Here is a 22,705-nt window from a genome sequence, read left to right as displayed (position 1 = left end):
CTCCGTCAACCAGATGACGGTGAAGCAGCTCTCCCTGCCGGAACTGGTCGACGCGTGCGCCGAGTCGGGCGTGCCCGGAGTCGGCCTGTGGCGCGAACCCGTCCGGTCGTACGGCGTCGGGGCGGCGGCGAAACTGGTGCGCGACGCGGGACTCGCCGTGACCACGCTGTGCCGCGGGGGCTTCCTCACCGCGACCGACCCGGACGAGCGGGCGCGGTCCCTGGACGACAACCGGGAGGCCGTCGACGAGGCGGCGGCCCTCGGCACGGACACCCTCGTGCTGGTCTCGGGCGGGCTGCCCGCGGGTTCGAAGGACCTGCACGGCGCGCGGGAGCGGATCGCCGACGCCCTCGGTGAGCTCGCCCCCTACGCGGCCGAGCGCGGCGTACGGCTGGCCATCGAACCGCTGCACCCGATGTTCGCCGCCGACCGCTGCGTGGTCTCCACCCTCGCCCAGGCCCTGGACCTGGCGGAACGCTTCCCGGCGGACCAGGTGGGCGTCACGGTGGACACGTACCACATCTGGTGGGACGACACCGCGCCGCGGCAGATCGCCCGGGCCGGCGCCGGCGGCCGCATCCACACCTTCCAGCTCGCCGACTGGGTGACCCCGTTGCCCGAGGGCGTCCTCAACGGGCGTGGCCAGCTCGGGGACGGCGCCGTCGACCTGCGGGAGTGGCGCGGGTACGTGGAGGCGGCCGGCTACTCGGGTCCCATCGAGGTCGAACTGTTCAACGACGGGCTGTGGGCGCGGGACGGACGCGAGGTGCTGGCCGAGACGGTGGCCCGGTTCGTGGCGCACGCCCTGTAGGCCCGGGCCGCCCCGGCCGCTATCCCCGCTTCAGGTGCTGCGTGAGCTGCTGGAACGTCGCCCAGGACCGGGGGTCCCTCCCGTCGCCGAGCGGGTAGTGCAGGGCGGGCCCGGCCGCGGGACCCAGCGGGACCGGGCGGACGGCGACGGGCGGGCGCCGCGCGTGGGCGAGACCGATGCCGCGCACCTCCTCCGGGCCCAGGGTGAGGGAGAAGGGCACGGGCGGTGCCTCCAGCAGCGGGGGCGCGGTCAGGTCCCGGCGGGCCGGGCGGACCGAGACGAGCAGGCTGACCAGGGCGTGGTCGCCGACGAGGACCCCGGCGAGGTCCTGGACCGCGTCGAGGGGCAGCTCCTCGTCCTCGCCGAAGCCGAGGATGAGGAGCATGTCCTCCTCCACACCCGCAGCCGTACGCGTCACCCGCAGGGTTCCGGCCGCGGGCCGCGCCGGGTCGCCCACGGCGATCAGATGGGTGGCGGCCGGGGCCCGCCCGTGCGCCAGGTCCGTCAACTGCCTCGGCGACCAGGGCAGGTTGACCGGCTCGGCCGTGCCCCAGCCGGCGGGCGGCGCCCCGGTGAAAGCCCGCCAGGCCGTCTCCAGCGCCCCGCCGAGGAGCAGGTTCGGGTCGGCGGCGTGCCGGGTGCGGAACGCGACGTGGAGCTGCCGCTCGGCGGTGGGCCCGGTGGCGGAGAACGCGCGGGCCACCGTCGCCCTCCCGTCGGCGGTGAGGGCGGGCGTGAAGGTGCCGCCCTGCCAGCGCAGTACGGCACCGGACAGCCCGTCGTAGTACCCGCAGTCCGGGTCCTCGACGACCCAGCGGTTGGGTACCCGGGCCAGCGTGGTGCGGGCCGCCGGACTCAGCCGGACGTGCGGCGGGGTCACGATCTGCAGGGCGCGGCGCGAGCCGGACGCCTCCCGCAGGATCTCCGACAGCCACGAGGTCAGGGCGATCACCGGCCGGTCGGCCAGGACGACGGCGGTGCTGTCGGTGAGCACGTCGACGGCCGGCAGACCGACCGCCGCGCGCGCCGTCACGGAGGCGTCCCCGCCCTCCGTCCGGCCGCTCCCGGCGGCGGCCTGCGGCTCCCCGCCGGTACCGGGCTCCGCGGTCTCCGGTGCCGGTACGGCGGAGGTGTCCACCACCTCCGTACGCGCCGCGCCCGCCGGCCAGGTGATGCCGCCCAGCAGGGCGTTGAGCCGGCCGCAGACGGCAGCGGCGAGGCGCTCCGCCTCCGGCACCGCCGTGGAGGCCCGGGCCTCGGTCCACCAGAACGGCAGGGGCACACCCGCGGCCGACGGCCCGAGCAGACGCTGTGCCTCGCCCGGCACCTGGACGAGGACCGGCGCCTCGACGGAGACGAGCGGGCGGCCTCCCGGGCCGTGGAGCTGGATGACCGCCCCGTCGGCCGCCGCGGACACCCCGAGGTCGGGGCCGCCCGCGTACAGGCCGGTCAGCAGGGCCCAGACGTCGGGCATCTTCGGAGTGAGAGCGATGACGTCCTTCGTCACGGGCGTTCGGCTTCCTCGGTGTCGGAGAGTGCGGTCTGGATGAGCTGGTGGTGGCGGCCGCGGCGGACCATCGTGCCGCGTCCCGGCGGCTGCGCCGAGGCGTACAGCCCCGGGAAGAGCTGGCCCTCGGTGCGGTCACCGGCCATCACGAGCGCGGCGGTGCCGGTCTCGCGCAGCGTCGTCAGCAGCGGCTCGTACAGGGCGCGGGAGGACCCGGCGACGCGCCGGGCGATGACGAAGTGCAGCCCGATGTCCTGGGCGGAGGAGACGTACGGCAGGAAGGGCGTCAGCGGCTGCTGGCCCGCCGTGGTGAGGATGTCGTAGTCGTCGACCAGGATCACGATCCGCGGCCCGCTGAACGCGGGTTCGGCGCTCAGCGCGTCCGGGTCCGCGCTCTCCGGCAGCCGCTTCTCGAGTTCGGTCGCGATGCCGCCGGCCAGCGCGGCGGACAGCTTCGCGTTGTGCGCGTAGCCGCCGCGGTACGCCTCCGGGATCACCCCGCGCAGCCCGCGGCGCGGGTCGAAGACACCGAAGACCAGCTCCTCGTCGCCGTACCGCTCGACGAGCTGTCCGGCGATCAGCTTCAGCAGGTTCGTCTTGCCGCACTCGTTGTCGCCCAGGATCAGCAGATGCTGGTCGCTCCCGAACAGGTCGAGGAGGGCGGGCGCCAGCGCGTCCTGGTCCACGCCGAGCGGCACCCGTCGCGGCTCGGCGGCCACGGAGGGCAGCCGCGCCGCCGGCAGGCGGGTCGGCAGCACCCGGACGGGCGGCGCCACGTCACCGTGCCAGGTGGCCCGGATCGTGCGCGCGGCCTCCTCCAGCGCGGGCCCGATGTCGTCCGTGGACGGCGAACCGTCGATGCGCGGCAGCGCGACCTGCGCGAACAGCTTCCCGTCCGTGAGGACCCGGCCCGGGGTGTCCGCGGCGAGCGTCTCGGACAGCTTGCGGTCGACGGAGGAGTCGGCCGGGTCGTTCAGCCGCAGTTCGACGCGCGTGCCGAACATGGACTGGGTGGCGATCCGCACGTCGTTCCAGCGCAGCATGCCGGCGACCACGTGGATGCCGTACCCGCCGCCGCGCTTGAGCAGGTCGGTCACCGAGTCGTCGAGTTCGGCGAACTCGTCGCGCAGCGCCCCGAATCCGTCGACGAGCAGGACGACGTCGGTCGAGCCGAGCTCCGCGAGACGGCCCTGTGCCCGCAGCCGGCGCAGCTGCTCGACGGAGTCGATGCCGTGCTCGCGGAACAGCTCCTCGCGCTCGGCCAGCATCGCCCGCACCTCGGCGACCGTCCGGGCGGCCCGCTCGTGGTCGGCGCGCCCGGCGATCCCGCCGACGTGCGGCAGCCCGGCCAGCGCCGACAGACCGCCGCCGACCAGGTCGAGCCCGTAGACGGCGACGTCGTACGGGGTGTGCGTGGCCGCCAGGGCCAGCGCGAGGGTCCGCAGCAGCGTGGTCTTGCCGGACTGCGGTCCGCCGATGACGGCGGCGTGCCCGCCGGCGACGGTCAGGTCGAGCAGCCACTTGCCCTGCCACTGGCCGGCCGGGTCGTCGAGCACGCCGAGGGGCACGCGCATCGCCCCGGCCCGGCCGTCGGCCAGGTGCAGCCCGCGCTCGGTGACCTGGACGGGCCCCGCGGCCGCGTCGAGGGTGACGGCGGCCGGCAGCGGCGGCAACCAGATCCGGCGCACCGGCGGGGCCGCCCCGGTCAGCTGGTCGACCATCACCGACATCACGGTCGGTCCGGTCTCCCGCTTGGTCGCGGCGGGTTCGGAGCCGCCCTCGGCGGGCGCCGTGCCGAGGGTGTTGAAGGCGGGATAGGGCCAGGCGAGCGGCTCGTCGTCCCGCTGGTCGCGCGGGGCCGGGCCCCGGTGGGCGCCGGACACGTACCCCGCCTTGAACCGCTCGTACACCGAGGTGTCGACCTTCAGATAGCCGAAGCCCGGCAGCGGCGGCAGATGGAAGGCGTCCGTGGTGTCCAGCACCGTGCGCGACTCGTCGGGGGAGAAGGTGCGCAGACCGAGGCGGTACGACAGATAGGTGTCCAGCCCCTTCAGCTTGCCGCCCTCGATGCGCTGGCTGGACAGCAGCAGATGCACGCCGATGGAGCGGCCGATGCGGCCGATCGACAGGAACAGATCGATGAAGTCCGGCTTGGCCGTGAGGAGTTCGCCGAACTCGTCGATGACGACGAACAGGTGCGGCAGCGGCTCCAGATCGGGCCGCGCGGCGGCGCGCAGGGCCGCGTAGTGCCCGATGTCGGCGACGTTCCCCGCGTCCTTCAGCACCTGCTGGCGGCGCTTGACCTCGCCGGCGAGGCTGGTGTGGACGCGCTCGACGAGACCGGCCTGGTTCTCCAGGTTCGTGATCACCCCGGCCACGTGCGGGAGTTCGGTGAACGGCGCGAAGGTGGCACCGCCCTTGTAGTCGACCAGGACCAGGGCCAGGTCCTCCGGGGAGTGGGTGGCGGTGAGCGCCAGCACCAGCGTGCGCAGCAGCTCGCTCTTTCCGGAGCCGGTCGCGCCCACACACAGCCCGTGCGGCCCCATGCCCAGCTCGGAGGACTCCTTCAGGTCCAGCAGCACCGGCTCGTGACGGTCCGTCAGGCCGATCGGCACGCGCAGGAACTCACGCTCGCCGCGCGGCGCCCACAGCCGGGCCATGTCCAGCGCCGCCGGATCCTCGACCCCGAGCAGACCGGGGAAGTCGACGGGCCCGGACACCGGGGTCCCCTCGGCCGCGGACTCCGCCGACAGCCGCAGCGGGGCGAGCAGCCGCGCCAGCCCCTCGGCGCCCGCGGGGCTCACCGCGTCCGCCGTGCCCTGCGCCGGCGCGGACGGCTCGCGCAGGTCCTCCACCGTCACCTGCTCGCCGTCGACGCGGATACGGACGCCGACCTGGTCCGGCTCGTGCACCTGCCGCTCCAGCAGGTGCAGCACGGTGACGCCCATGTCCGGCAGCTCGACCACCGTGTCCGGCCGCGGGAGTTCGGCGGCCGTCTCGCCGTACTCGTCGCTCACCACCAGCAGCCGGCTCGTCATCCGCAGCGCGTCCCGGCCGGACAGACCCCGCCGCACCTCCGCCGCGTACGACGCGCGCCGGTCAAGCTCGGGCCGGCACAGCGCGGCGAGCTGCGGCAGGCTCGGGGCGATCCGGCGGGCGGCGACCGGCCCGTCCTGCTCCTGCGGATCGAGCACGTGGGGCAGCCACTTGGCCCACTCCCAGTCGGCCAGCCGCTCCCCGGGGACGCCGAGGGCGAGGGCCACGTCGTCCGGGGCGTGCGTGACGGCCGTCTGGATCAGCAGGGCGCGGGCGACCCGCAGCACGCCCTCGCGGTCGCCGACGATGCTCACGTTGCCCGCGCGGTCCAGCGGCACCGTCAGCGGACAGTCACTGGCGACCGAGTACCGGGCCAGCAGCGCCCGTGCCTCGTTGAGCATGAACGGGTCCGGCGGTGTCATCACCCCGCCGGAGTTCGAGTCGATGGCCAGCTCCTGCACCGGCACGTCGCCCGTGCCCACCCGCACCCGCAGGAAGTCCGGGTCCTGACGCCGCCGCTCCCACAGACGGGCGGGATCCCGTACGAGGTCGTAGAGCCCCTCCGGGGGCGGGTTGAGGACCCGGGCCAGCCGGCGCCGCTCCCGCTCGGCGGCACCGAACTCCTCGCGCAGTTCCTCCAGATACTCCAGATACCGCTCGCGCTGGGCCCGCCGGGTGCGCTGCGCCTTGCCGCGCTGGGACAGGAACAGGGCGACCGCGCCGAGCAGCGCGAGGACCAGCACCATCGCGCCGAGCGCCGCGAACTGGCTGTTGCGGATGACGGTCATCATGACGACCGAACCCATCACGCCGGCCATGGGCAGCAGGGCCGTCGCCGCGTTGCCGAGCTTGCCCTCCGGCAGGTTCGGCGGCGGTTCGACCGTGCGCGGCCCGGCGGGCGCGAGCGGCCGGGTCGAGCGGGCGGGCCGGTGTATCAGACTCTGGGTCACGGACGGACCCCTTCTCGGACGGCTCCGGTGTCGTGACGTGCTGCGGCGCTGCGGCGGGTGGTCATCGCACCCTCGTGGCGCGCCGCATGGCCTCGGCGGCGAGGCGGACGGTGGCGTCGCGGGTGGCCTGCCCGAGCAGATCGGTGCGGATGGGGCCGCCGCCCGCCAGATGCCGGTCGTAGGGGAGCGGGACGACGGTGACGCCCGTCTCCTTCAGGTGTGCGGTGGCCGCCTTGACGTCCAGCACGAGGTCGGGCGAGCCCGCGGTGAGCGCGACGACCGTGGAGGCGAGCGCGGCGTGCGGCAGCTGGGCCAGCCAGTTGAGGACCTGGCGGGTTCCGTTGACGCCCTCGGCCGTCGTCGGCGAGACGACCACCCGGGCGTGCGCGGTGTCCATCGCCGTACGGGACACCTCGCCGGGCAGGCTTTCGCAGTCCACGACCGTCACCGCGAAGTAGCGGCGCAGCGCCAGCGTCACCGTGCGGTACGTCGGCACGTCCAGCGGGGCGCCGACACGGCCCCGGCTCGCGGGCAGCAGCCAGCCGCCGTCCGCGACCGGCACCAGGTAGCCGGTGACGTCGTTCAGCCGCATGGACGGGCTGAGGACCTGCGCCAGGTCGGCGCACGCCCAGCGCACGGACTCCGCGCCCATCCGCACGGGCAGGGTGCCGAGCGCGGCGTCCGCCTCCAGCGTGAGCACCGGGTCGTGCCGGTAGTGGTTGAAGGTGCGGCCCAGCAGCGCGGAGACCGTGGACTTGCCGACGCCACCGCGGATCGACGTCACCGCGATGACCCGGCCGGTGGTGACCGGCTGCTGCAACTCCCGGGCGATCCGGGTCTCTTCGGTCACGTCCTGGGCGGCCGACGCGGTCAGCCGGCGCAGCGAGCGTCCGGTGCGCCGGGTGATCGAGTCCCCGTGCTGCGGCCGGCCCAGGGCCCGCGCGAGCCGGGGGTCGACGGTGGGCACGGACTCCGGCGCGGACGCGGGCAGCCGGGGATCCCGCGAGCCGCCCGGCACGGGACTGCCCCCGGCCGGCGGCCCCTGGCCCGCCGCGGCCGACAGGACCGCGGCCGGCGGACCGCCGCCGGGCGACTGCCCGTCGGACGACCCGGTGGGCACGGGCGCGGGGCCGGCGGACTCCGCGGGCACGGGGGCGGGAAGCGGTGCTCGCGCGGGCGTGGCGGGGTGCCCGGGCGCGGGGAACGCGGACTCCGCCGACGGTGCGGGGTGCACGGGGGCGGCGGGAGCCGTGGGCTGCCCGGCTTCGGGGTGCAGGGGGGCGGCCGGATGTGCGGGCTGCCCGGGTTCGGGGGCCGTCGGCCCGGTGGACCGGGGCGGATGCACGAGACGCAGCGCGGGCTCGCCCCGGCGCGCACCGGAACCGGCGGGGACCGGAACCCCGCCCTGCCCGAAAGCACCGGCGTGCCCTACGGCGACACCGGGCTGCTTTCCGGCAGTACCGGACTGTCCTACGGCCCCCACATGCCCGACGGCACCGGAGGGTCCGACGGACGGCTCCCCGGCGTCACCCGCCCCGCCGGGCCCCGCGGTCAGGCCCGAGTGCCCCACCGCGCGGGACGGCTCCCCGGCGTCGGGCCGCTCCGTACGCGATGGTGCCGCCGGGCCCGTGGCCGGTGTCCCGGCGGGTGCGGTCGTCTCCGCCTGTTGCAGGCGGCGCAGCACGTCCCGCTGCCAGTCCCCTCCCTGTCCCTGTCCCTGTTCGTGCGCCATGTCCGCCCCTTATGCGAAGGTGTCGAGCAGTCGTCCGTACACGCCGAACACGCCGAGGACCAGCGGGAACAGGGCGATCACCCCGACGGATTCGAGTACGTCGCCGGCGCGCCGCAACCGTACGCGCACGTGTTCGGCGGGCTGGACCGAGAGCACCAGGAGCGGCAGCACCGCGAGCCCGGCCAGCACGGCCAGCGGCCCGGCCGCACCGGACCGGTCCAGCCACACGGAGATCAGCCGCACGGCGAGCACGGCCCCGGCGAGCAGCAGTACCACGACCTCCGCGACCAGCGGAAAGGCGCGGGCCCGAAGCGCGAGCACCGCCGTCGTGACGGCGGCGAGCAGCACCGTCCACACGGTGGGCTCCCGCAGGGCGAGGACACCCGCGGCCGCCGCGGAGACGGCGACGGTGACCGTCGCCAGCGCCAGCCCCCGGTGCGTGGCGGCGAGCGCCGCCGTCACTTGGTACCTGCTCACCGAGGCGCCGCCCGACCGCCGGTCGTCGAGACCGGAGAGCCCCGAGGCCATCAGCGCCAGCCGGGGCAGCAGCCCGAGCACGACGACGGACCCGACGGCGAGCAGCGCGCCGGCCCGGGCCTGCTCCCCGGCGCTCGCCGCCCCCGACTGGAGGGCGACGGCCGCCTCCCAGCACACGCCCGTCGCGGCGAGCGCGGCGCCACCGACCAGCCCGCCGCGCCCGAGCGGCGTGAACCGGCCGAGCAGGACGAGCGTCACGACGAGGGCCGCGGCCGGTCCCCCCGACTGCACCGCCGTCGGCCAGTCACGGGCGTCGCCAAGCGTCCAGGCACCGAGCGCGCCCAGCGCCCCGCCGGTGGTGATCAGGGTGGCGGCCACCCCGCGCCGCCCGGCCCGCCCGAGCAGCACACCCGCGACCGCGGCGACCGCGGCGACGGCCAGCAGCCCCCCGCCGACGGGCCCGTGCCCGTACGCGCCGCGTGCCACAAGCCCGGTGACGAGTGCCCAGCCGACCGTCGCGAGTCCGGCCACGACCCGCCGGACGGCGGGCCGCCAGCGCCAGGCACGTCCGTCGAGGTCGTCGGCGGTCTCGTCGCTGACGTCGTGCACCACCGGTGCGGACGGCGCGTCCTCGGCCCGTACGAGCCGCAGCACGGCACCGTCGGGCACCCCCGCGGACTCCAGCGTGCTGTCGTGCGCGAGCGCGGAGCCGTCCGCGGTGACCAGGTGCCGCAGCTGGGGACGATCGGAGACGCGGTCGCCGAGCAGCCGCAGAACCTCGGGCAGCAGCAGCCCGACGGGTTCCCGGGACGGCAGTACGAGGTCCACCCGCCGCCGCTCGCCGACCAGGGTGACCCTGCTCAGCGCCGCGCGGTCACCCGGACCCTGCTGAATCGAAGCCCCCGCAGATATCACGAATTCGAACCTATCACCGGGTAGAAGGGGTCACTGAGGACGCGGAGGGCCCCGCCGAGGGCCCGGGTGACGACGGCGCGGAAACCCCCGAAGAGGGCTGTACGGGACCGCCGTTCGGGTTCTTGCCGATGATCCGGTGCGATACGAACGACCACCCCACGCAGCCCGCGCACAGCACCGCCGCGATCACCACCCCGGCGAACACCTTGCCCAGCCGCTCGTCCACCGAACGGCGTTGGCGCTGCGCCCCGAACAACAGGGCGTCGCGCAGCCGCCGTCGGCGTACCGACACGGACTCCAGCAGCTGGCTGTCGTACTCCTGGGCCGTCACGACGAACCCTTCCTGCCAGGAGTGCTGGCGATCACGGTGCTTTCCCGGGCGGGCGCGTCCCACGCGCGGTGGCACACGGACGTGCCGGGTGCCGGGCCGCGGCGGTCACCGCGGCCCGGCACCGGCGTGTGTCAGCCGATGTTGTCGACGGCGGCGCGGGCCTTGGCAAGGGTCGCCTGGGCGGTGCCGTCGTTCTGCTCCAGCGTGGTGCGCACGAGCCGGATGATGTCGCGGACCTCGTTCGCCGCGCGGTTCCAGCGGACTTCCTTGCCGTGGTAGTCGTCGGAGACGCCGTCGGCCTGGAACTCGGCCATCACGGCCTGCACCGCCCGGTCGCGGTCGCCGAGGACCCGCTCCAACTGGCCGATGATGCCCTGCAGACTGCCCTGCACCTCGGTGGAGGCGCCGGTGTCGTACGAGCGGCGGTCCTGGTTCTGACCCATGATCGAAATCCCCCTGAGTCGTCTATCGGGCGCCGAAGCGGGCCGCGTCGAAGTTGGCCTGCCCCATGTTCTGGTGGGCGTTGTCCTGCTGCTCGGTGTCACCGGTGCCGAAGGCGGTGTCCATGCCGCTCTGGCCGCCCAGGATCGCGCCCAGCGAACCGTTCAGCGCGTCGGTGATCTCGTCCGCGCGGCTCTTGAACGAGTCGAACGCGGCCTTGCCCGCGCCGTTGAACTTTCCTTCCAGCGGCTCCGCGGCCTGCACGAGCCACTTGATCAGAGTGCCGAGGTCGTCACTGGAACCGACCGTGCTCTTGCCGAGGTCCGCCAGGGTCGTGGAGCCCATGTCGAACTTCATGCATTCACCCCCGTGTATCGCGTATGACTCACCAGTACGTCGAACATCGTGACCCATGACGCGTTGCAGCGGCAACGCCGTTGGACGCCAAGTGACACGATCAGGACGTAACGCGGACTTGTTCGCGACTCCGGGTTTCCGCGCCCGCGCGGGGTGTTGACGGTCCCGGGAAAAAATCTTCGGAAGAGCGTGCAACCCTTCCGCGGGCCGGCGGGTCTTGTTTGCGTCAGGACTCTTGGAGGGGGATCCGGGGGGATCGCGGGGGTTCTGACGGGGGAGGGAAAGCCGAAGGGGCCCGGTCGACGGACCGGGCCTCTTCGAATTCCCACTGACCACCGCTCCAGCGGGCCCCGGCGGCCCCGAATCACCACCGGAACCCGGCCTCTTGACGCCCCGCCCGCCGGACAGCCGGGCGGGCGCCCCACCGCCACGGGGTCCCGGGACCGCGGGCCCGCCTAGAAGAACACCCCGCACCGCAGCAGCACGTTCGCGTACGGCCGTGCCTCCCCGGTGCGCACGATCAGCCGCGCACCCGCCGACCGCGACTTCAGCTCCTCGTGCGAGACCAGTTCCAGTGCGGGCAGGCGCGACCGGAGCAGGGCCGCTGCCTCCGGATTCGCCTCCTGGACCTCGTGCGCGGCCGTGCCGCCCTCCACCACCAGCTCCGCCAGCAGCCCGTCGAGGACCTCCGCGAACGAAGGCACCCCGGCCCGGAAGGCCAGGTCCACCAGGCGCGGCCCGTCCGGGACCGGCAGCCCCGCGTCGCACACCAGCACTCCGTCACCGTGCCCCAACTCGGCGATGGCGCCCGCGAGATGACGGTTCAGTATCCCGGCCTTCTTCACAGCGCGGCGACCTCCTCGGCGGTGGGGAACGACACCTGCGCGCCCTCCCTGGTCACGGCGGCGGCCCCCACCCGGGCCGCGTACGCGGCGGCCTCGGCCAGGGAAGAGCCGGCCCCCAGGCGCCACGCCAGCGCCGCGGTGAACGCGTCGCCCGCCCCGGTGGTGTCCACCGCGTCGACCCGCACCGACGGGACCCGGGCCGTGCCCTCCGCGTCCGCCACCAGCGCGCCGTCGGCACCGAGCGTGACGACCACCGAGCGCGGCCCGAGAGCGAGCAGGGCCCGCGCCCAGTCCTCGGGCCGGTCCCCCGCCGCGTCGCCGAGCACCACGCGGGCCTCGTGTTCGTTCACGATCAGCGGGTCGCACGCGGCCAGCACCTCGGCGGGCACCGGCACCGGCGGTGACGGGTTCAGGACGAAGCGACTGCCGGCCGGCAGGCTCCGTACGGTCTCCACGACCGTCTCCAGCGGGATCTCCAGCTGCGCCGAGACCACGCGGGAGGCCTGGAAGAGGTCCCCGGCCGCGCGGACGTCCCCAGGGGCCAGCCGCCCGTTCGCACCGGGTGAGACGACGATGCTGTTGTCCCCGGACGGGTCGACCGTGATCAGTGCGACCCCCGTCGGCGCCCCGCCGACGAGCACGCCCGCCGTGTCGACACCGGCCGCGCGCTGCGAGCCGAGCAGCAGCCGTCCGTGCGCGTCGTCGCCGACCCGCGCGAGCAGAGCCGTGCGGGCGCCGAGCCGGGCGGCGGCGACCGCCTGGTTGGCGCCCTTGCCGCCGGGGTGCACGGCGAGGTCGGAGCCGAGCACCGTCTCCCCGGCCGCGGGCCGCCGCTCGACCCCGATCACCAGATCGGCGTTGGCCGATCCCACGACCAGCAGGTCGTAGTCGTACATCAGCACACTCTTTCCGTACGTCCACGGGGCGCACCCCGTACGTCCACGTCCACGGGGCGCACCCCGTACGTCCACGTCCACGGGGCGTACCCCGTACGTCGACGGGAGCGGGTCCGGGCCCCGTATGCCGACGGGGACCGGGTCCGGCCCCGTCTGTCGATGAGGGCCGGGTCCGGCCCCCATACGTCGATGCGGGCCGGGTCCGGAGCGAGGCGCCCCCGACCCGGCCCGTCCGTCAGCCGCCGAACCCGGCCACGTTCTTGGACGTGACCACCTTCACCGGCACCTTCACGGTCTTGTCGACCTTCTCGCCCTCGGCGGCGGCCAGCGCGTTGCGCACCGCGATCCGGCCGAGCTCCTTGGGCTGCTGCGCCACGGAGGCGTACAGGGTGCCCGCCTCGACCGCCTTCAGTCCGTCGGGGGTGCCGTCGAAGCCGATGACGGCGACCGACTTGCCGGCCTTCGAACCGAGCGCCTTGATCGCGCCGAGCGCCATCTCGTCGTTCTCGGCGAAGACGCCCTGCACGTCCGGGTGGGCCTGGAGCATGTTGGTCATGACGTCGAGGCCCTTGGTGCGGTCGAAGTCGGCGGGCTGCTTCGCGACGACCTTGATGCCGGGGTGCTCCTTCAGGCCCGCGGCGAACCCGGCGCCCCGCTCCCGGCTGGCGGAGGTGCCCGCCTGGCCCTGGAGGATCACGATGGTGCCCCGGCCGCCGAGCTTGTCGGCGAGGGCCTCGGCGGCGAGCTTGCCGCCCGCGACGTTGTCGGAGGCGACCAGCGCGGCCGTGTCGGCCTTGTTGACGCCCCGGTCGACGCCGATCACGGGGATGCCGGCCTTGTTGGCGGCGCGCACCGCGGGACCTGCCGCGTCCGAGTCCACCGGGTTGACGACGATCGAGCCGAGGCCCTCGCTGGTGAAGTTCTGCAGCTGGTTGGCCTGCTGCGAGGCGTCGTTCTGCGCGTCCGTGACGGTCAGGTCCGCGCCCCGCTTCTTCGCCTCCTCCTGCGCGCCCGCCTTGATCTGGACGAAGAAGGGGTTGTTCAGGGTCGACAGGGACAGCCCCACCTTCTGGGTCGTGCCGCCCGACGAACCGTTGTGCAGGAAGGACATCGCGCCCACGACGGCCGCCGCGACCACGGCCGCCAGCACATACGTGCCCGCCTGCCGCGCCCGGCCGCCCGGGGTGCCCGTACCGGCGGCCGCCGGGGTCGCTCCCGCCTTGCGCCGCACCGTGTCGAGCAGCACCGCCAGCGCGATGACGACACCGATCACGACCTGCTGCCAGAAGGCCGACACGGACAGCAGGTTGAGGCCGTTGCGCAGCACCGCCAGGATCAGCGCGCCGATCAGCGTGCCGGACGCCTTGCCCGTGCCGCCGGCCAGCGAGGCGCCGCCGATGACGACCGCGGCGATCGCGTCGAGTTCGTAGCCCTGCGCGGCCTGCGGCTGCGCGGAGGACAGCCGGGAGGCGAGCACGATGCCCGCCGCCGCGGCGAACAGACCGGACAGCGCGTAGATCGCGAGCTTCTGCTTCTTCACCCGCAGCCCGGACAGGCGCGCCGCCTCCTCGTTGCCGCCGATGGCGTACATGGAGCGTCCGATGTACGTGCGGCCGAGGATCAGGGCCGTGAGCAGGCCCATCACGATCATCACGAGCACCGGCACCGGCAGCCAGCCGCCGAGGGTGTCGCCGAGGTGCGAGACGGAGTCGGGGAAGGGGATCGGGCTGCCCTGCGAGATCACCAGGGACAGGCCGCGGCCCACCGAGAGCATGGCGAGCGTCGCGATGAACGGCGGCAGTTTCCCGTACGAGATCAGCACGCCGTTGACCAGGCCGCACGCGATGCCGGTGGCGACCGCGAGGAGCACCGCCAGCCACACCGGGACACCCTGGGAGGTCGCCGTCCAGGCGAGGACGGTGGCCGACAGCGCGGCGACGGAACCGACCGACAGGTCGATGCCCGCCGAGACGATCACGAAGGTGACGCCGAAGGCGAGGATGGCGGTCACGGCCGCCTGGACGCCGATGTTGAGCAGGTTGTCGGTCGTCAGGAAGTCGCCGGACAGCGCCGACATCGCGACGACGAGGACGATGAGCGCGGTCAGCGCGCCGTTGTCCAGGAGAAGGCGGCGGACCGCCGAGGCGCCACCGGCGCCCGATGAGCTCTTGAGCGTGTCAGTGGCCACGGGAGTCCTCCACTGCGGTAGTTCCGGTCTGGGCGGGGGCGGACGTGCTGACGGCGAGTGCCATCACCGCGTCCTGGGTCGCTTCGGCGGCCGGGAGTTCGCCGGCGATCCGGCCCTGGGCCATGACCAGCACCCGGTCGCTCATGCCGAGCACCTCGGGCAGGTCGCTGGAGATCATCAGGACGGCGGCGCCGGCGGCGGTCAGTTCGTTGACGAGCTGGTAGATCTCGACCTTGGCGCCGACGTCGATACCGCGCGTCGGCTCGTCGAGGATCAGCACCTTGGTGTCGGCGAGCAGCCACTTGCCGATGACGACCTTCTGCTGGTTGCCGCCGGACAGGGTGCGTACGTGCTGGCCGAGTCCGGCCATCCGCACCCCGAGCTGCTTCGCGATGCGGGCGGCGGCCGCCCGCTGGCCCTTGAGGTCGACGAGCCCGCCGTGGGTCGCCCGGCGCAGGGTGACCAGGCCGAGGTTCTCCTCGACGGAGGCGTCGAGCAGCAGCCCCTGGCCCTTGCGGTCCTCGGGGACGAGCCCGATGCCCGCCGTCATGGCGGCGCCGACGTCGTGGCGCGGCAGCCGTGCCCCGGCGACCTCGACGGACCCGCTGTCGTACGGGTCGGCGCCGAAGACCGCCCGGACGACCTCCGTGCGGCCCGCGCCGACCAGCCCGGCGATGCCGACGACCTCACCGGCCCGCACCTCGAAGGACACGTCGTGGAAGACGCCGTCCCGGGTGAGCCCCTCGACGGTCAGCAACGCGGCGCCGGTGTCGGGGCGTTCGCGCGGGTACTGCTGCTCGATCGACCGGCCCACCATGAGGCGTACGAGGTCGTCCTCGGGGGTGGTGGCGGGCACCTGGCCGACGCTGCGGCCGTCCCGCAGGACCGTGACCCGGTCGCCCAGGGCGGCGATCTCCTCCAGGTGGTGCGTGATGAAGACGATGCCGACGCCGTCCTCGCGCAGCCGGCGCACGATGGTGAAGAGTTTCTCCACCTCCTCGGAGGTGAGCACCGCGGTCGGCTCGTCCATGATCAGGACGCGGGCGTCCAGGCTGAGCGCCTTGGCGATCTCGACCATCTGGAGGCGGGCGATGCCCAGTTCACGCACCCGCGCCCGCGGGGACACGTGCACGCCGACCCGTTCGAGCAGTGCGGCGGCGTCGGCCTCCATCGTCCTGCGGTCGATCAGCCCGAAGCGGCGCGGCTGGCGGCCCAGGAAGATGTTCTCGGCGACCGTCAGGTCCGGGACGAGGTTGAACTCCTGGTAGATGGTGGCGATCCCGAGGAGTTCGGAGTCCTGCGCCCCGTGGATGCGCGTCTCCTCGCCGTCGACGAGGATCCGTCCGGCGTCGGGCCGGTAGGCGCCGGAGAGCATCTTGATGAGGGTGCTCTTGCCGGCGCCGTTCTCGCCGAGCAGCACATGCACTTCACCGCGGCGCAGGTCGAAGTCCACGCTGTCGAGCGCGACGACGCCGGGGAAGGTCTTGCGTATCCCTTCGATACGCAGCAACTCGTCCGGGTGGCTCACGGGTTGCTCCTTTGCACGGGGGCGCTCTCGCCGCACGAGCGGCGCACGACGAGGCGGGCGGGGAGGGTGACGGACTGCGGGGGCCGCCCTTCGATGCGGTCGACCAGGGCGCGGACGGCGGCCCGGCCCAGGGCGCCGGTCGGCTGGGCGATCGCCGTGATCGGCGGATCGGTGTGGACGAACCACGGGATGTCGTCGAAGGCGGCGAGCGCGATGTCCTCGGGGACCCGCATCCCGCGCGCCCTGATGGCGTCCAGCGCGCCGAGCGCCATCAGGTTGTCCGCGGCGAAGACGACCTCGGGCGGCTCGTCCAGGGCGAGGAACCCCTCGGTGGCCCGGCGTCCGCTCTCCGCCTGGAAGTCGCCCTGTCCCGTGTAGGCGTCGGGCAGCGCGATGCCGTACTCGGCGAGCGCCTCCCGGAACGCCTCGACGCGCTCGCTGCCGGTGGTGGTCGCCGCCGGGCCCGCGATGATGGCGAGCCTGCGGTGGCCGAGCCCGTGCAGGTGCGCGACCAGGTCGCGCACCGCGGCGCGTCCGTCCGCCCGCACCACCGGCACGTCCACGCCCGGGATCCAGCGGTCCACGAAGACCATCGGGGTCCCGGCGCGGACGGCGTCCAGCATGGCGGGTGAGCCGCCGTCGGCGGGGGAGACGAGCAGCCCGTCGATCCGGCGGTCGAGCAGCGTACGGACGTGGTGGTCCTGAAGGTCGGGCCGCTCGTCGGCGTTGCCGATGATGACGCTGTAGCCGAGGGCGCGGGCCTCCTCCTCCACGGAGCGGGCCAGCTCGGTGAAGTACGGGTTGAGCACGTCGCTGATGACCAGGCCGAGGGTGCGGGTCTGGTCGGTGCGCAGGGAGCGGGCGACGGCGTTCGGGCGGTAGCCCAGGGTCTGGACGGCGGTCAGGACACGGGCGCGTGCGTCCGCGCTGACCGACGGATGGTCGTTCAGGACGCGCGAGACCGTGGCGACGGACACGCCCGCCTCGGCAGCGACGTCCTTGATGCTCGCCATCGTCGCTCCACCTCCTCGTGGAATCGATTACACGGAGGATTGGAATCGATTACACGAGGAAGGGCAAGGGGGCGACCGTGGCCGAGATCGAACCGTGACCCACGGCGCGATTCCGCCCCCTGGGTTCTCCGGAGGTGCACGCTCAGGCGGCGGCCAGCTCGCACCACACGTACTTGCCGCGGTTGCCGTGCCGGGCGAGCGGGTGCCAGCCCCACTCCGTGGAGCAGGCCCTCACCAGGGCGAGCCCCCGCCCCTGTTCCGGGTGCTCGTCGCGCCCCTCGGACCCGCATGGCGCCGGCGGCTCGGGCGGCTCGGGGCCCGTGTCCCAGGCCCCGATCCGCAGCGTCCCCGGCGGCGACCAGTGCACACGCAGGGCGGCGGGTCCCTTCGTGTGGCGCACGGCGTTGGAGATCAGCTCGGTCGCGAGCAGCTCGGCGACGTCGGTGAGGCCGATCAGCCCGTGCATGGTGAGGATCAGGCGGATGGTGCGGCGACTGACGGTGACGGCGCGCAGGTCGTTGGGGACGTGCAGGGAGTACTCCCAGGACTCGTTTTCGGGCATGCGTGAACTCCGTTCGCTGGAAGGGGAGTTACGGCAGATCGGCGGTGGCAGTGTCGCGCCCGTCATGGCAGGACGGAGCGGTGCGCTTCCGGGGACCCGGTGGTGCCGCAGGGTGTGCGTCGCGTCACCGACGGTAGGTCTTACAGGTAAGACGGAGCAAGCGGATCGCGTAATCTGACCCCGAACGAGTCGCACAGGCGCGCTTGTTGAACGGGAGCGGTCAATGGCATTGAGGCGTGAACCGACGGCACGCCAGGTGCGTCTGGGGGTGGAACTGCGCAGACTCCGCGAGGCGGCAGGGTTGACCGCGATGGAGGCGGCCGCGTTGCTCGGGGTCAACAGGGTGCAGATCAGCCAGATCGAAGCCGGCCTCGCCGGTGTGAGCGAGCAGAGACTGCGCCGCCTGGCCTCCCACTACGCCTGCACGGACGAGGAGTTCGTCAACGCGCTCGTGGCCATGGCGACGGACCGGACGCGGGGTTGGTGGGAGGAGTACCGGAGATTGCTGCCCACGTCGTTTCTGGACCTGGCTGAACTGGAGCATCACGCTGTGTTCCAGAACGAAGTGGCCATCCTGTACGTACCTGGCCTGTTGCAGACGAGGGAGTACGCCCGTTCCGTCTTCGCGGCGCGGGTGCCCGAACTGACGCAGGAAGAAGTGGATTTGCGGGTGCTTCACCGGATGGCACGACAAAAGATCACCATCCCCTACGAGGTAGTGATCCACGAGTCTGCGCTGCGAATCCGGGTCAGCGATCGTGCCGCGTGCAGATCTCAGCTCGGGCGGCTTCTTGAGCTTTCCGAGGCCGACCACGTCACGGTGCGCGTCATCCCTTTCGACCTGGACAACTTCGCCCAGGCTGCGAGCGCCATGGCGTACTTGGGTGGACCCCTGCCCAAGCTGGACACGGTGGTGCGCGATGTACCGCATGGCTCGGCCTTCATTGATGCGGAGGCACAGCTGAGGCTCTTTCGAACGCGCTTCCGTAAGCTGGACGCCGCGTCACTGAGGCCGGACCGGTCGCGTGACTTAATTCACCAGCTGGCGAAGGAGTTGTGAGCGCCCATGGGCAACTGGCAGAAGTCGTCGTACTCGGGACCCGACGACGGCAACAACTGTGTCGAGGTCGCCGCCGGCCCCACCCAGGTCGCCGTCCGCGACTCCAAGACCCCCGCCCGAGCCACCCTGACGTTCCCCTCCGCGGCCTTCGCCGTTTTCCTGGCAGACCTCAAGAAGCCGGTGGAGGAGTCCTGAGCCGCCCCGCCGGCTGACGACGCAAGTCGTCCTGCTCCGGCGGCGGTGAGGGCAACGACTGCGCCGAGGTCGCCGCCCCATCCACCCACGTCGCCGTCCGCGACGCCTGACCCTACGGTCGGCCTGTGCTCGTGATCTTCAGCGGGTCGCCGGGCGACTTGCAGCCGCAACTGCTCCCACCTGCGGCCTTGGGTGTGCAGGAGCAGGAACCGCGGCGCTGGGAGAGCCACCAGGTTCCGGCGCTGAGCACGGCCAGGACCACGGCGAGGGCGGGCAGCCGGCCCACCACCGCCCCGGCGCCGGCCCCGACGGCGCCCGCCGCGATCAGTGCGGGCACCGCGCAGCACGCCACGCAGGCCAGGGCGGCCAGGCCCCCGAGTGCTTTCGGCACGCGGTGGGGGCGGGGGTCAGCAGCAGGGCCCGGCATGGCGGTTCTCCTCGGCGAGGTCGGTGAAGGGCACGGGGCAGCAGGCACTGGAGGCGCAGAGTGTCAGGTCGTCGCAGCCCGCCTCGACGGCCGCGGTCAGCGCGGTGCGGATGGTGGTCAGGTCGGCGATCCTCGCGTCGACCTCGGCGAGCTTCGCCACGGCCCGCTCCTGGAGACCCGCGACGGGGCGACCGTGCCGGTGCCGGCCGGCCTCCAGAAGTCCGGCGACCTCCTCCAGCGTGAATCCGAGCCGCTGGGCGGCCTTGATCACCCGCAGCGCGGTCACCGCGTCCTCGGCATACAGGCGGTGGCCGCCGTGGCTGCGTTGCGGCTCGGCCAGCAGGCCGCGCCGCTCGTAGTAGCGCAGGGTCTGGATGTTCACCCCGGCCGCTTCGGCGACCTGGCCGCTGCGCAGGCCCGCGCTCATCCCTGCACCCGGTCGGCCGTCCGCGCGGCGAGGGCGTCCAGGACCGCCTCGTGCTCCGCGTCCACCACGATGTCCAGGCCGGTCAGGTCCTCGCCCGGCGTGGTGGTGAAGGTGAAGAACGAGCAGCAGCCGCTCTCGCGCGCCACCAGGTCCCGGAGCCGCTCCTCGACGCCCGGCCCGCCGGCCAGGTGGAGGCGCAGCCGCAGCGGCCCGGGTCTCGAGAAGGAGGTCAGCCGCTCGGTGAACAGCGCGTCCCACTCCGCAACCCGCAGGGGCCGCTCCTCGGTGGGCAGCGTGCAGGACTGCGGCACCCACGCCAGATCGCTCATCGCACTCACTCCCGTCGCCACATCCCCGGAGCGGGGACACCTCCGACGGTAAACCTGTACCTCGGTACCGGTTGCAAGGGCGGAGACGGCCGGGCCGGCGCCGTGCGTCCCGGGAGCCGGCAGGCTGGTCGGCTCGGCAACGGCCTCCGGGCCCTCCAAGCCCTCAAGGGAGACCCCGGCGTTCGATCGCTGACGTCTGTCACACCCCCCGGGTACCGTCGGATCATGTCCAATCAGGCGGGGACCCGCCAGGTGACCCTGGCGGTGGTGGAAGGCGTACTGGAGCGCATCACGTACGCCAACGAGGAGACCGGGTACACGGTCGCCCGGGTCGACACCGGCCGCGGCGCCGGTGACCTGCTCACCGTCGTCGGCTCGCTCCTCGGCGCGCAGGCCGGCGAGTCCCTGCGCCTGGAGGGCCGCTGGGGCTCCCACCCCCAGTACGGCAAGCAGTTCACGGTGGAGAACTACACGACGGTGCTGCCCGCCACCGTCCAGGGCATCCGCCGCTATCTCGGCTCCGGCCTGGTCAAGGGCATCGGCCCGGTCTTCGCGGACCGCATCACCCGGCACTTCGGCACGGACACGCTCCGCATCATCGAGGAGGAGCCCAAGCGCCTCATCGAGGTGCCCGGCCTCGGCCCCAAGCGCACGAAGAAGATCGCCGACGCCTGGGAGGAGCAGAAGGCGATCAAGGAGGTCATGCTCTTCCTTCAGAGCGTCGAGGTGTCGACCTCCATCGCCGTCCGCATCTACAAGAAGTACGGCGACGCGTCGATCTCGGTCGTGAAGAACCAGCCCTACCGCCTCGCGTCGGACGTCTGGGGCATCGGCTTCCTCACCGCCGACAAGATCGCCCAGTCCGTCGGCATCCCGCACGACAGCCCGGAGCGCGTCAAGGCAGGCTTGCAGTACGCGCTCTCGCAGTCCACCGACCAGGGCCACTGCTACCTGCCCGAGGAGCGGCTCATCGCGGACGCGGTGAAGCTCCTCCAGGTCGACACGGGACTCGTCATCGAGTGCCTGGCCGAGCTGGCCGCACCCGGCGAGGACGGCGAGGACCCCGGCGTCGTGCGCGAGAGGGTCCCGGCCACCGACGGCGGCGACCCGGTCACCGCGGTCTACCTGGTCCCCTTCCACCGTGCCGAACTCTCCCTCTCCGCCCAGTTGCTGCGGCTGCTGCGCACCGGCGAGGACCGCATGCCGGGGTTCCACGACGTGGACTGGGACAAGGCGCTCGGCTGGCTGAAGGGGCGTACGGGCGCGGAGCTGGCCCCCGAGCAGGAGGCGGCCGTCCGGCTCGCGCTGACGAAGAAGGTCGCCGTCCTCACCGGCGGTCCGGGCTGCGGCAAGTCGTTCACCGTGCGCTCGATCGTGGAGCTGGCCCGCGCCAGGAAGGCGAGGATCGTCCTGGCGGCGCCCACGGGCCGGGCGGCCAAGCGCCTCGCGGAGCTGACCGGCGCCGACGCCTCCACCGTCCACCGGCTCCTGGAGCTCAAGCCAGGCGGCGACGCGGCGTACGACAGGGAGCGGCCGCTGGACGCCGACCTGGTGGTCGTGGACGAGGCCTCGATGCTGGACCTGCTCCTCGCGAACAAGCTGGTCAAGGCGGTGGCCGAGGGCGCCCACCTGCTGTTCGTGGGGGACGTCGACCAGCTGCCGAGCGTCGGCGCGGGCGAGGTCCTGCGCGACCTGCTCGCCGACGGCAGCCCCATTCCGGCGGTCCGCCTCACCCGCGTCTTCCGCCAGGCCCGGCAGTCCGGCGTGGTGACGAACGCCCACCGGATCAACTCCGGGCACCAGCCCGTCACCGAGGGCCTGAACGACTTCTTCCTGTTCGTCGAGGACGACACCGAGGAGGTGGGCCGGCTGACCGTCGACGTGGTGGCCCGGCGCATCCCCGCCAGGTTCGGCCTGGACCCGCGCCGCGACGTGCAGGTGCTCGCGCCGATGCACCGCGGCCCGGCGGGCGCCGGAGCGCTCAACGCCCTGCTCCAGCAGGCCGTCACACCCGCCCGCCCGGACGTGCCCGAGAAGCGCTTCGGCGGGCGCGTCTTCCGCGTCGGCGACAAGGTCACCCAGATCCGGAACAACTACGAGAAGGGGGAGAACGGCGTCTTCAACGGCACGGTCGGCGTCGTCACCTCGCTCGACCCGGACGAGCAGCGCCTGACGGTCCTCACGGACGAGGACGAGGAGGTGGCGTACGAGTTCGACGAACTGGACGAACTGGCGCACGCGTACGCCGTGACCATCCACCGCTCCCAGGGCAGCGAGTACCCGGCGGTGGTGATCCCGGTCACCACGAGCGCCTGGATGATGCTCCAGCGCAATCTGCTCTACACCGCGGTGACCCGCGCCAAGAAGCTGGTCGTCCTCGTCGGCTCCCGCAAGGCGTTGGGCCAGGCGGTCCGCACGGTGTCCGCGGGCCGGCGGTGCACGGCCCTGGACCACCGCCTCGCCCCGCGTCCGTCCGGCCCCTGACCGCGGGCCCGGACCCCGGTGAGAAGGGGCCACCGGGCCCGCGGCCGCACGTCTCGCGAAAAATGATCGATCAAATGAGTCACAAAGGTCACACTGCACTTCCGGAAGCGGGCCGGAGGGAGGCAGGATGAGCAGGTTGGCGGCACTGAGTGCCGCCAGTAGGCCCAATGGTCGACCCCGAGTGCACTCTCCAG

Annotated in this window: 20 protein-coding genes and 1 pseudogene; 5 read left to right on the top strand and 16 right to left on the bottom strand. The window is 73.4% G+C overall.

Translation table 11 applies throughout. The features are described from left to right. Nucleotides 1-13 precede the first annotated feature (13 nt). The gene (locus ACFYP4_RS07115; RefSeq protein ID WP_388783853.1) at nucleotides 14-811 is read left to right on the top strand and encodes a sugar phosphate isomerase/epimerase family protein; all 798 of its coding nucleotides are present in this window, start codon (nucleotides 14-16) and stop codon (nucleotides 809-811) included. Between the two features lie 19 nt (nucleotides 812-830). Here ACFYP4_RS07115 and ACFYP4_RS07110 read toward each other — a convergent pair whose 3' ends face one another. From ACFYP4_RS07110 to ACFYP4_RS07050, 13 genes are all read right to left on the bottom strand, one after another. Beyond that, complete coding sequence (locus ACFYP4_RS07110) at nucleotides 831-2,318, bottom strand: DUF6177 family protein (RefSeq protein WP_388783503.1); 1,488 nt, start codon at nucleotides 2,316-2,318, stop codon at nucleotides 831-833. Further along, nucleotides 2,315-6,304, bottom strand: coding sequence for a type VII secretion protein EccCa (gene eccCa, locus ACFYP4_RS07105; protein ID WP_388783500.1), 3,990 nt, complete (start codon nucleotides 6,302-6,304; stop codon nucleotides 2,315-2,317). The genes ACFYP4_RS07110 and eccCa overlap by 4 nt, the downstream gene beginning before the upstream one ends. Before the next feature lie 61 nt (nucleotides 6,305-6,365). Beyond that, a complete protein-coding gene (locus tag ACFYP4_RS07100; RefSeq protein ID WP_388783497.1) occupies nucleotides 6,366-8,036 on the bottom strand; it encodes a hypothetical protein in 1,671 nt (556 codons plus the stop codon). A 9-nt stretch (nucleotides 8,037-8,045) separates the two neighbouring features. Beyond that, complete coding sequence (gene eccD / locus ACFYP4_RS07095) at nucleotides 8,046-9,428, bottom strand: type VII secretion integral membrane protein EccD (RefSeq protein WP_388783494.1); 1,383 nt, start codon at nucleotides 9,426-9,428, stop codon at nucleotides 8,046-8,048. 13 nt (nucleotides 9,429-9,441) lie between these two features. After that, nucleotides 9,442-9,759, bottom strand: a complete 318-nt coding sequence (locus ACFYP4_RS07090; protein WP_358849827.1) for a hypothetical protein — start codon at nucleotides 9,757-9,759, stop codon at nucleotides 9,442-9,444. 131 nt (nucleotides 9,760-9,890) lie between these two features. After that, nucleotides 9,891-10,202, bottom strand: a complete 312-nt coding sequence (locus tag ACFYP4_RS07085; protein WP_388783491.1) for a pore-forming ESAT-6 family protein — start codon at nucleotides 10,200-10,202, stop codon at nucleotides 9,891-9,893. Between the two features lie 22 nt (nucleotides 10,203-10,224). Then, nucleotides 10,225-10,557 carry a hypothetical protein gene (locus tag ACFYP4_RS07080; RefSeq protein ID WP_358849828.1) on the bottom strand — a complete coding sequence of 111 codons (333 nt, stop codon included), beginning with the start codon at nucleotides 10,555-10,557 and terminating at the stop codon, nucleotides 10,225-10,227. A 455-nt stretch (nucleotides 10,558-11,012) separates the two neighbouring features. Then, entirely contained in the window at nucleotides 11,013-11,402 is a 390-nt protein-coding gene (gene rbsD / locus ACFYP4_RS07075) for a D-ribose pyranase (RefSeq protein WP_358849829.1), read from the bottom strand. Then, nucleotides 11,399-12,298: a ribokinase gene (locus ACFYP4_RS07070; protein WP_388783487.1), complete on the bottom strand. Its 900-nt coding sequence runs from the start codon at nucleotides 12,296-12,298 to the stop codon at nucleotides 11,399-11,401. Before ACFYP4_RS07070 ends, rbsD begins: the two co-directional genes overlap by 4 nt. Before the next feature lie 235 nt (nucleotides 12,299-12,533). Further along, nucleotides 12,534-14,486, bottom strand: a complete 1,953-nt coding sequence (locus ACFYP4_RS07065; protein WP_388783484.1) for a substrate-binding domain-containing protein — start codon at nucleotides 14,484-14,486, stop codon at nucleotides 12,534-12,536. Further along, the gene (locus ACFYP4_RS07060; RefSeq protein ID WP_388783481.1) at nucleotides 14,476-16,014 is read right to left on the bottom strand and encodes a sugar ABC transporter ATP-binding protein; all 1,539 of its coding nucleotides are present in this window, start codon (nucleotides 16,012-16,014) and stop codon (nucleotides 14,476-14,478) included. Before ACFYP4_RS07060 ends, ACFYP4_RS07065 begins: the two co-directional genes overlap by 11 nt. Beyond that, nucleotides 16,011-17,027 carry a LacI family DNA-binding transcriptional regulator gene (locus tag ACFYP4_RS07055; RefSeq protein WP_358849833.1) on the bottom strand — a complete coding sequence of 339 codons (1,017 nt, stop codon included), beginning with the start codon at nucleotides 17,025-17,027 and terminating at the stop codon, nucleotides 16,011-16,013. Before ACFYP4_RS07055 ends, ACFYP4_RS07060 begins: the two co-directional genes overlap by 4 nt. Before the next feature lie 142 nt (nucleotides 17,028-17,169). Beyond that, nucleotides 17,170-17,589: an ATP-binding protein gene (locus ACFYP4_RS07050; protein WP_388783478.1), complete on the bottom strand. Its 420-nt coding sequence runs from the start codon at nucleotides 17,587-17,589 to the stop codon at nucleotides 17,170-17,172. A gap of 223 nt (nucleotides 17,590-17,812) precedes the next feature. Here ACFYP4_RS07050 and ACFYP4_RS07045 point away from each other — a divergent pair, with 223 nt between their 5' ends. The 3 genes and pseudogenes from ACFYP4_RS07045 to ACFYP4_RS07035 form a co-directional block, all read left to right on the top strand. Further along, nucleotides 17,813-18,649, top strand: a complete 837-nt coding sequence (locus ACFYP4_RS07045) for a helix-turn-helix domain-containing protein (protein WP_388783475.1) — start codon at nucleotides 17,813-17,815, stop codon at nucleotides 18,647-18,649. Nucleotides 18,650-18,655: 6 nt separating this feature from the next. After that, nucleotides 18,656-18,844 carry a DUF397 domain-containing protein gene (locus tag ACFYP4_RS07040; RefSeq protein ID WP_358849836.1) on the top strand — a complete coding sequence of 63 codons (189 nt, stop codon included), beginning with the start codon at nucleotides 18,656-18,658 and terminating at the stop codon, nucleotides 18,842-18,844. Nucleotides 18,845-18,876: 32 nt separating this feature from the next. Continuing rightward, nucleotides 18,877-18,954: pseudogene (locus ACFYP4_RS07035) on the top strand (DUF397 domain-containing protein); the annotation flags it as partial. Nucleotides 18,955-18,956: 2 nt separating this feature from the next. On the opposite strand, the gene ACFYP4_RS07030 reads toward ACFYP4_RS07035, so the two are convergent. From ACFYP4_RS07030 to ACFYP4_RS07020, 3 genes are read right to left on the bottom strand one after another with little or no spacing between them, the layout of a single operon-like run. Continuing rightward, nucleotides 18,957-19,235, bottom strand: coding sequence for a hypothetical protein (locus ACFYP4_RS07030; RefSeq protein WP_388783472.1), 279 nt, complete (start codon nucleotides 19,233-19,235; stop codon nucleotides 18,957-18,959). 16 nt (nucleotides 19,236-19,251) lie between these two features. Beyond that, nucleotides 19,252-19,698, bottom strand: a complete 447-nt coding sequence (locus ACFYP4_RS07025) for a MerR family transcriptional regulator (protein WP_358849837.1) — start codon at nucleotides 19,696-19,698, stop codon at nucleotides 19,252-19,254. Then, nucleotides 19,695-20,027, bottom strand: a complete 333-nt coding sequence (locus ACFYP4_RS07020; protein WP_358849838.1) for a hypothetical protein — start codon at nucleotides 20,025-20,027, stop codon at nucleotides 19,695-19,697. Before ACFYP4_RS07020 ends, ACFYP4_RS07025 begins: the two co-directional genes overlap by 4 nt. Nucleotides 20,028-20,252: 225 nt before the next feature. On the opposite strand from ACFYP4_RS07020, the gene ACFYP4_RS07015 reads away from it, so the two are divergent. Next, a complete protein-coding gene (locus ACFYP4_RS07015) occupies nucleotides 20,253-22,511 on the top strand; it encodes an ATP-dependent RecD-like DNA helicase (protein ID WP_388783468.1) in 2,259 nt (752 codons plus the stop codon). The last annotated feature ends 194 nt before the right edge of the window (nucleotides 22,512-22,705 follow it).

The organism is Streptomyces sp. NPDC005551 (assembly GCF_042871785.1).
GTDB lineage: Bacteria > Actinomycetota > Actinomycetes > Streptomycetales > Streptomycetaceae > Streptomyces.
The sequence above is the reverse complement of the archived record's forward strand: the minus strand, read 5'-3'. Positions and strand labels throughout refer to the sequence as shown.

Excerpts from the sequence above, each read along its gene's own strand:
- ACFYP4_RS07115 (WP_388783853.1), top strand. The coding sequence starts at position 14 with ATGACGGTGAAGCAGCTCTCCCTGCCGGAACTGGTCGACGCGTGCGCC.
- ACFYP4_RS07100 (WP_388783497.1), bottom strand. The coding sequence starts at position 8,036 with ATGGCGCACGAACAGGGACAGGGACAGGGAGGGGACTGGCAGCGGGAC.
- ACFYP4_RS07085 (WP_388783491.1), bottom strand. The coding sequence starts at position 10,202 with ATGGGTCAGAACCAGGACCGCCGCTCGTACGACACCGGCGCCTCCACC.
- ACFYP4_RS07080 (WP_358849828.1), bottom strand. The coding sequence starts at position 10,557 with ATGAAGTTCGACATGGGCTCCACGACCCTGGCGGACCTCGGCAAGAGC.
- ACFYP4_RS07070 (WP_388783487.1), bottom strand. The coding sequence starts at position 12,298 with ATGTACGACTACGACCTGCTGGTCGTGGGATCGGCCAACGCCGATCTG.
- ACFYP4_RS07055 (WP_358849833.1), bottom strand. The coding sequence starts at position 17,027 with ATGGCGAGCATCAAGGACGTCGCTGCCGAGGCGGGCGTGTCCGTCGCC.
- ACFYP4_RS07050 (WP_388783478.1), bottom strand. The coding sequence starts at position 17,589 with ATGCCCGAAAACGAGTCCTGGGAGTACTCCCTGCACGTCCCCAACGAC.
- ACFYP4_RS07045 (WP_388783475.1), top strand. The coding sequence starts at position 17,813 with ATGGCATTGAGGCGTGAACCGACGGCACGCCAGGTGCGTCTGGGGGTG.
- ACFYP4_RS07040 (WP_358849836.1), top strand. The coding sequence starts at position 18,656 with ATGGGCAACTGGCAGAAGTCGTCGTACTCGGGACCCGACGACGGCAAC.
- ACFYP4_RS07025 (WP_358849837.1), bottom strand. The coding sequence starts at position 19,698 with ATGAGCGCGGGCCTGCGCAGCGGCCAGGTCGCCGAAGCGGCCGGGGTG.
- ACFYP4_RS07020 (WP_358849838.1), bottom strand. The coding sequence starts at position 20,027 with ATGAGCGATCTGGCGTGGGTGCCGCAGTCCTGCACGCTGCCCACCGAG.
- ACFYP4_RS07015 (WP_388783468.1), top strand. The coding sequence starts at position 20,253 with ATGTCCAATCAGGCGGGGACCCGCCAGGTGACCCTGGCGGTGGTGGAA.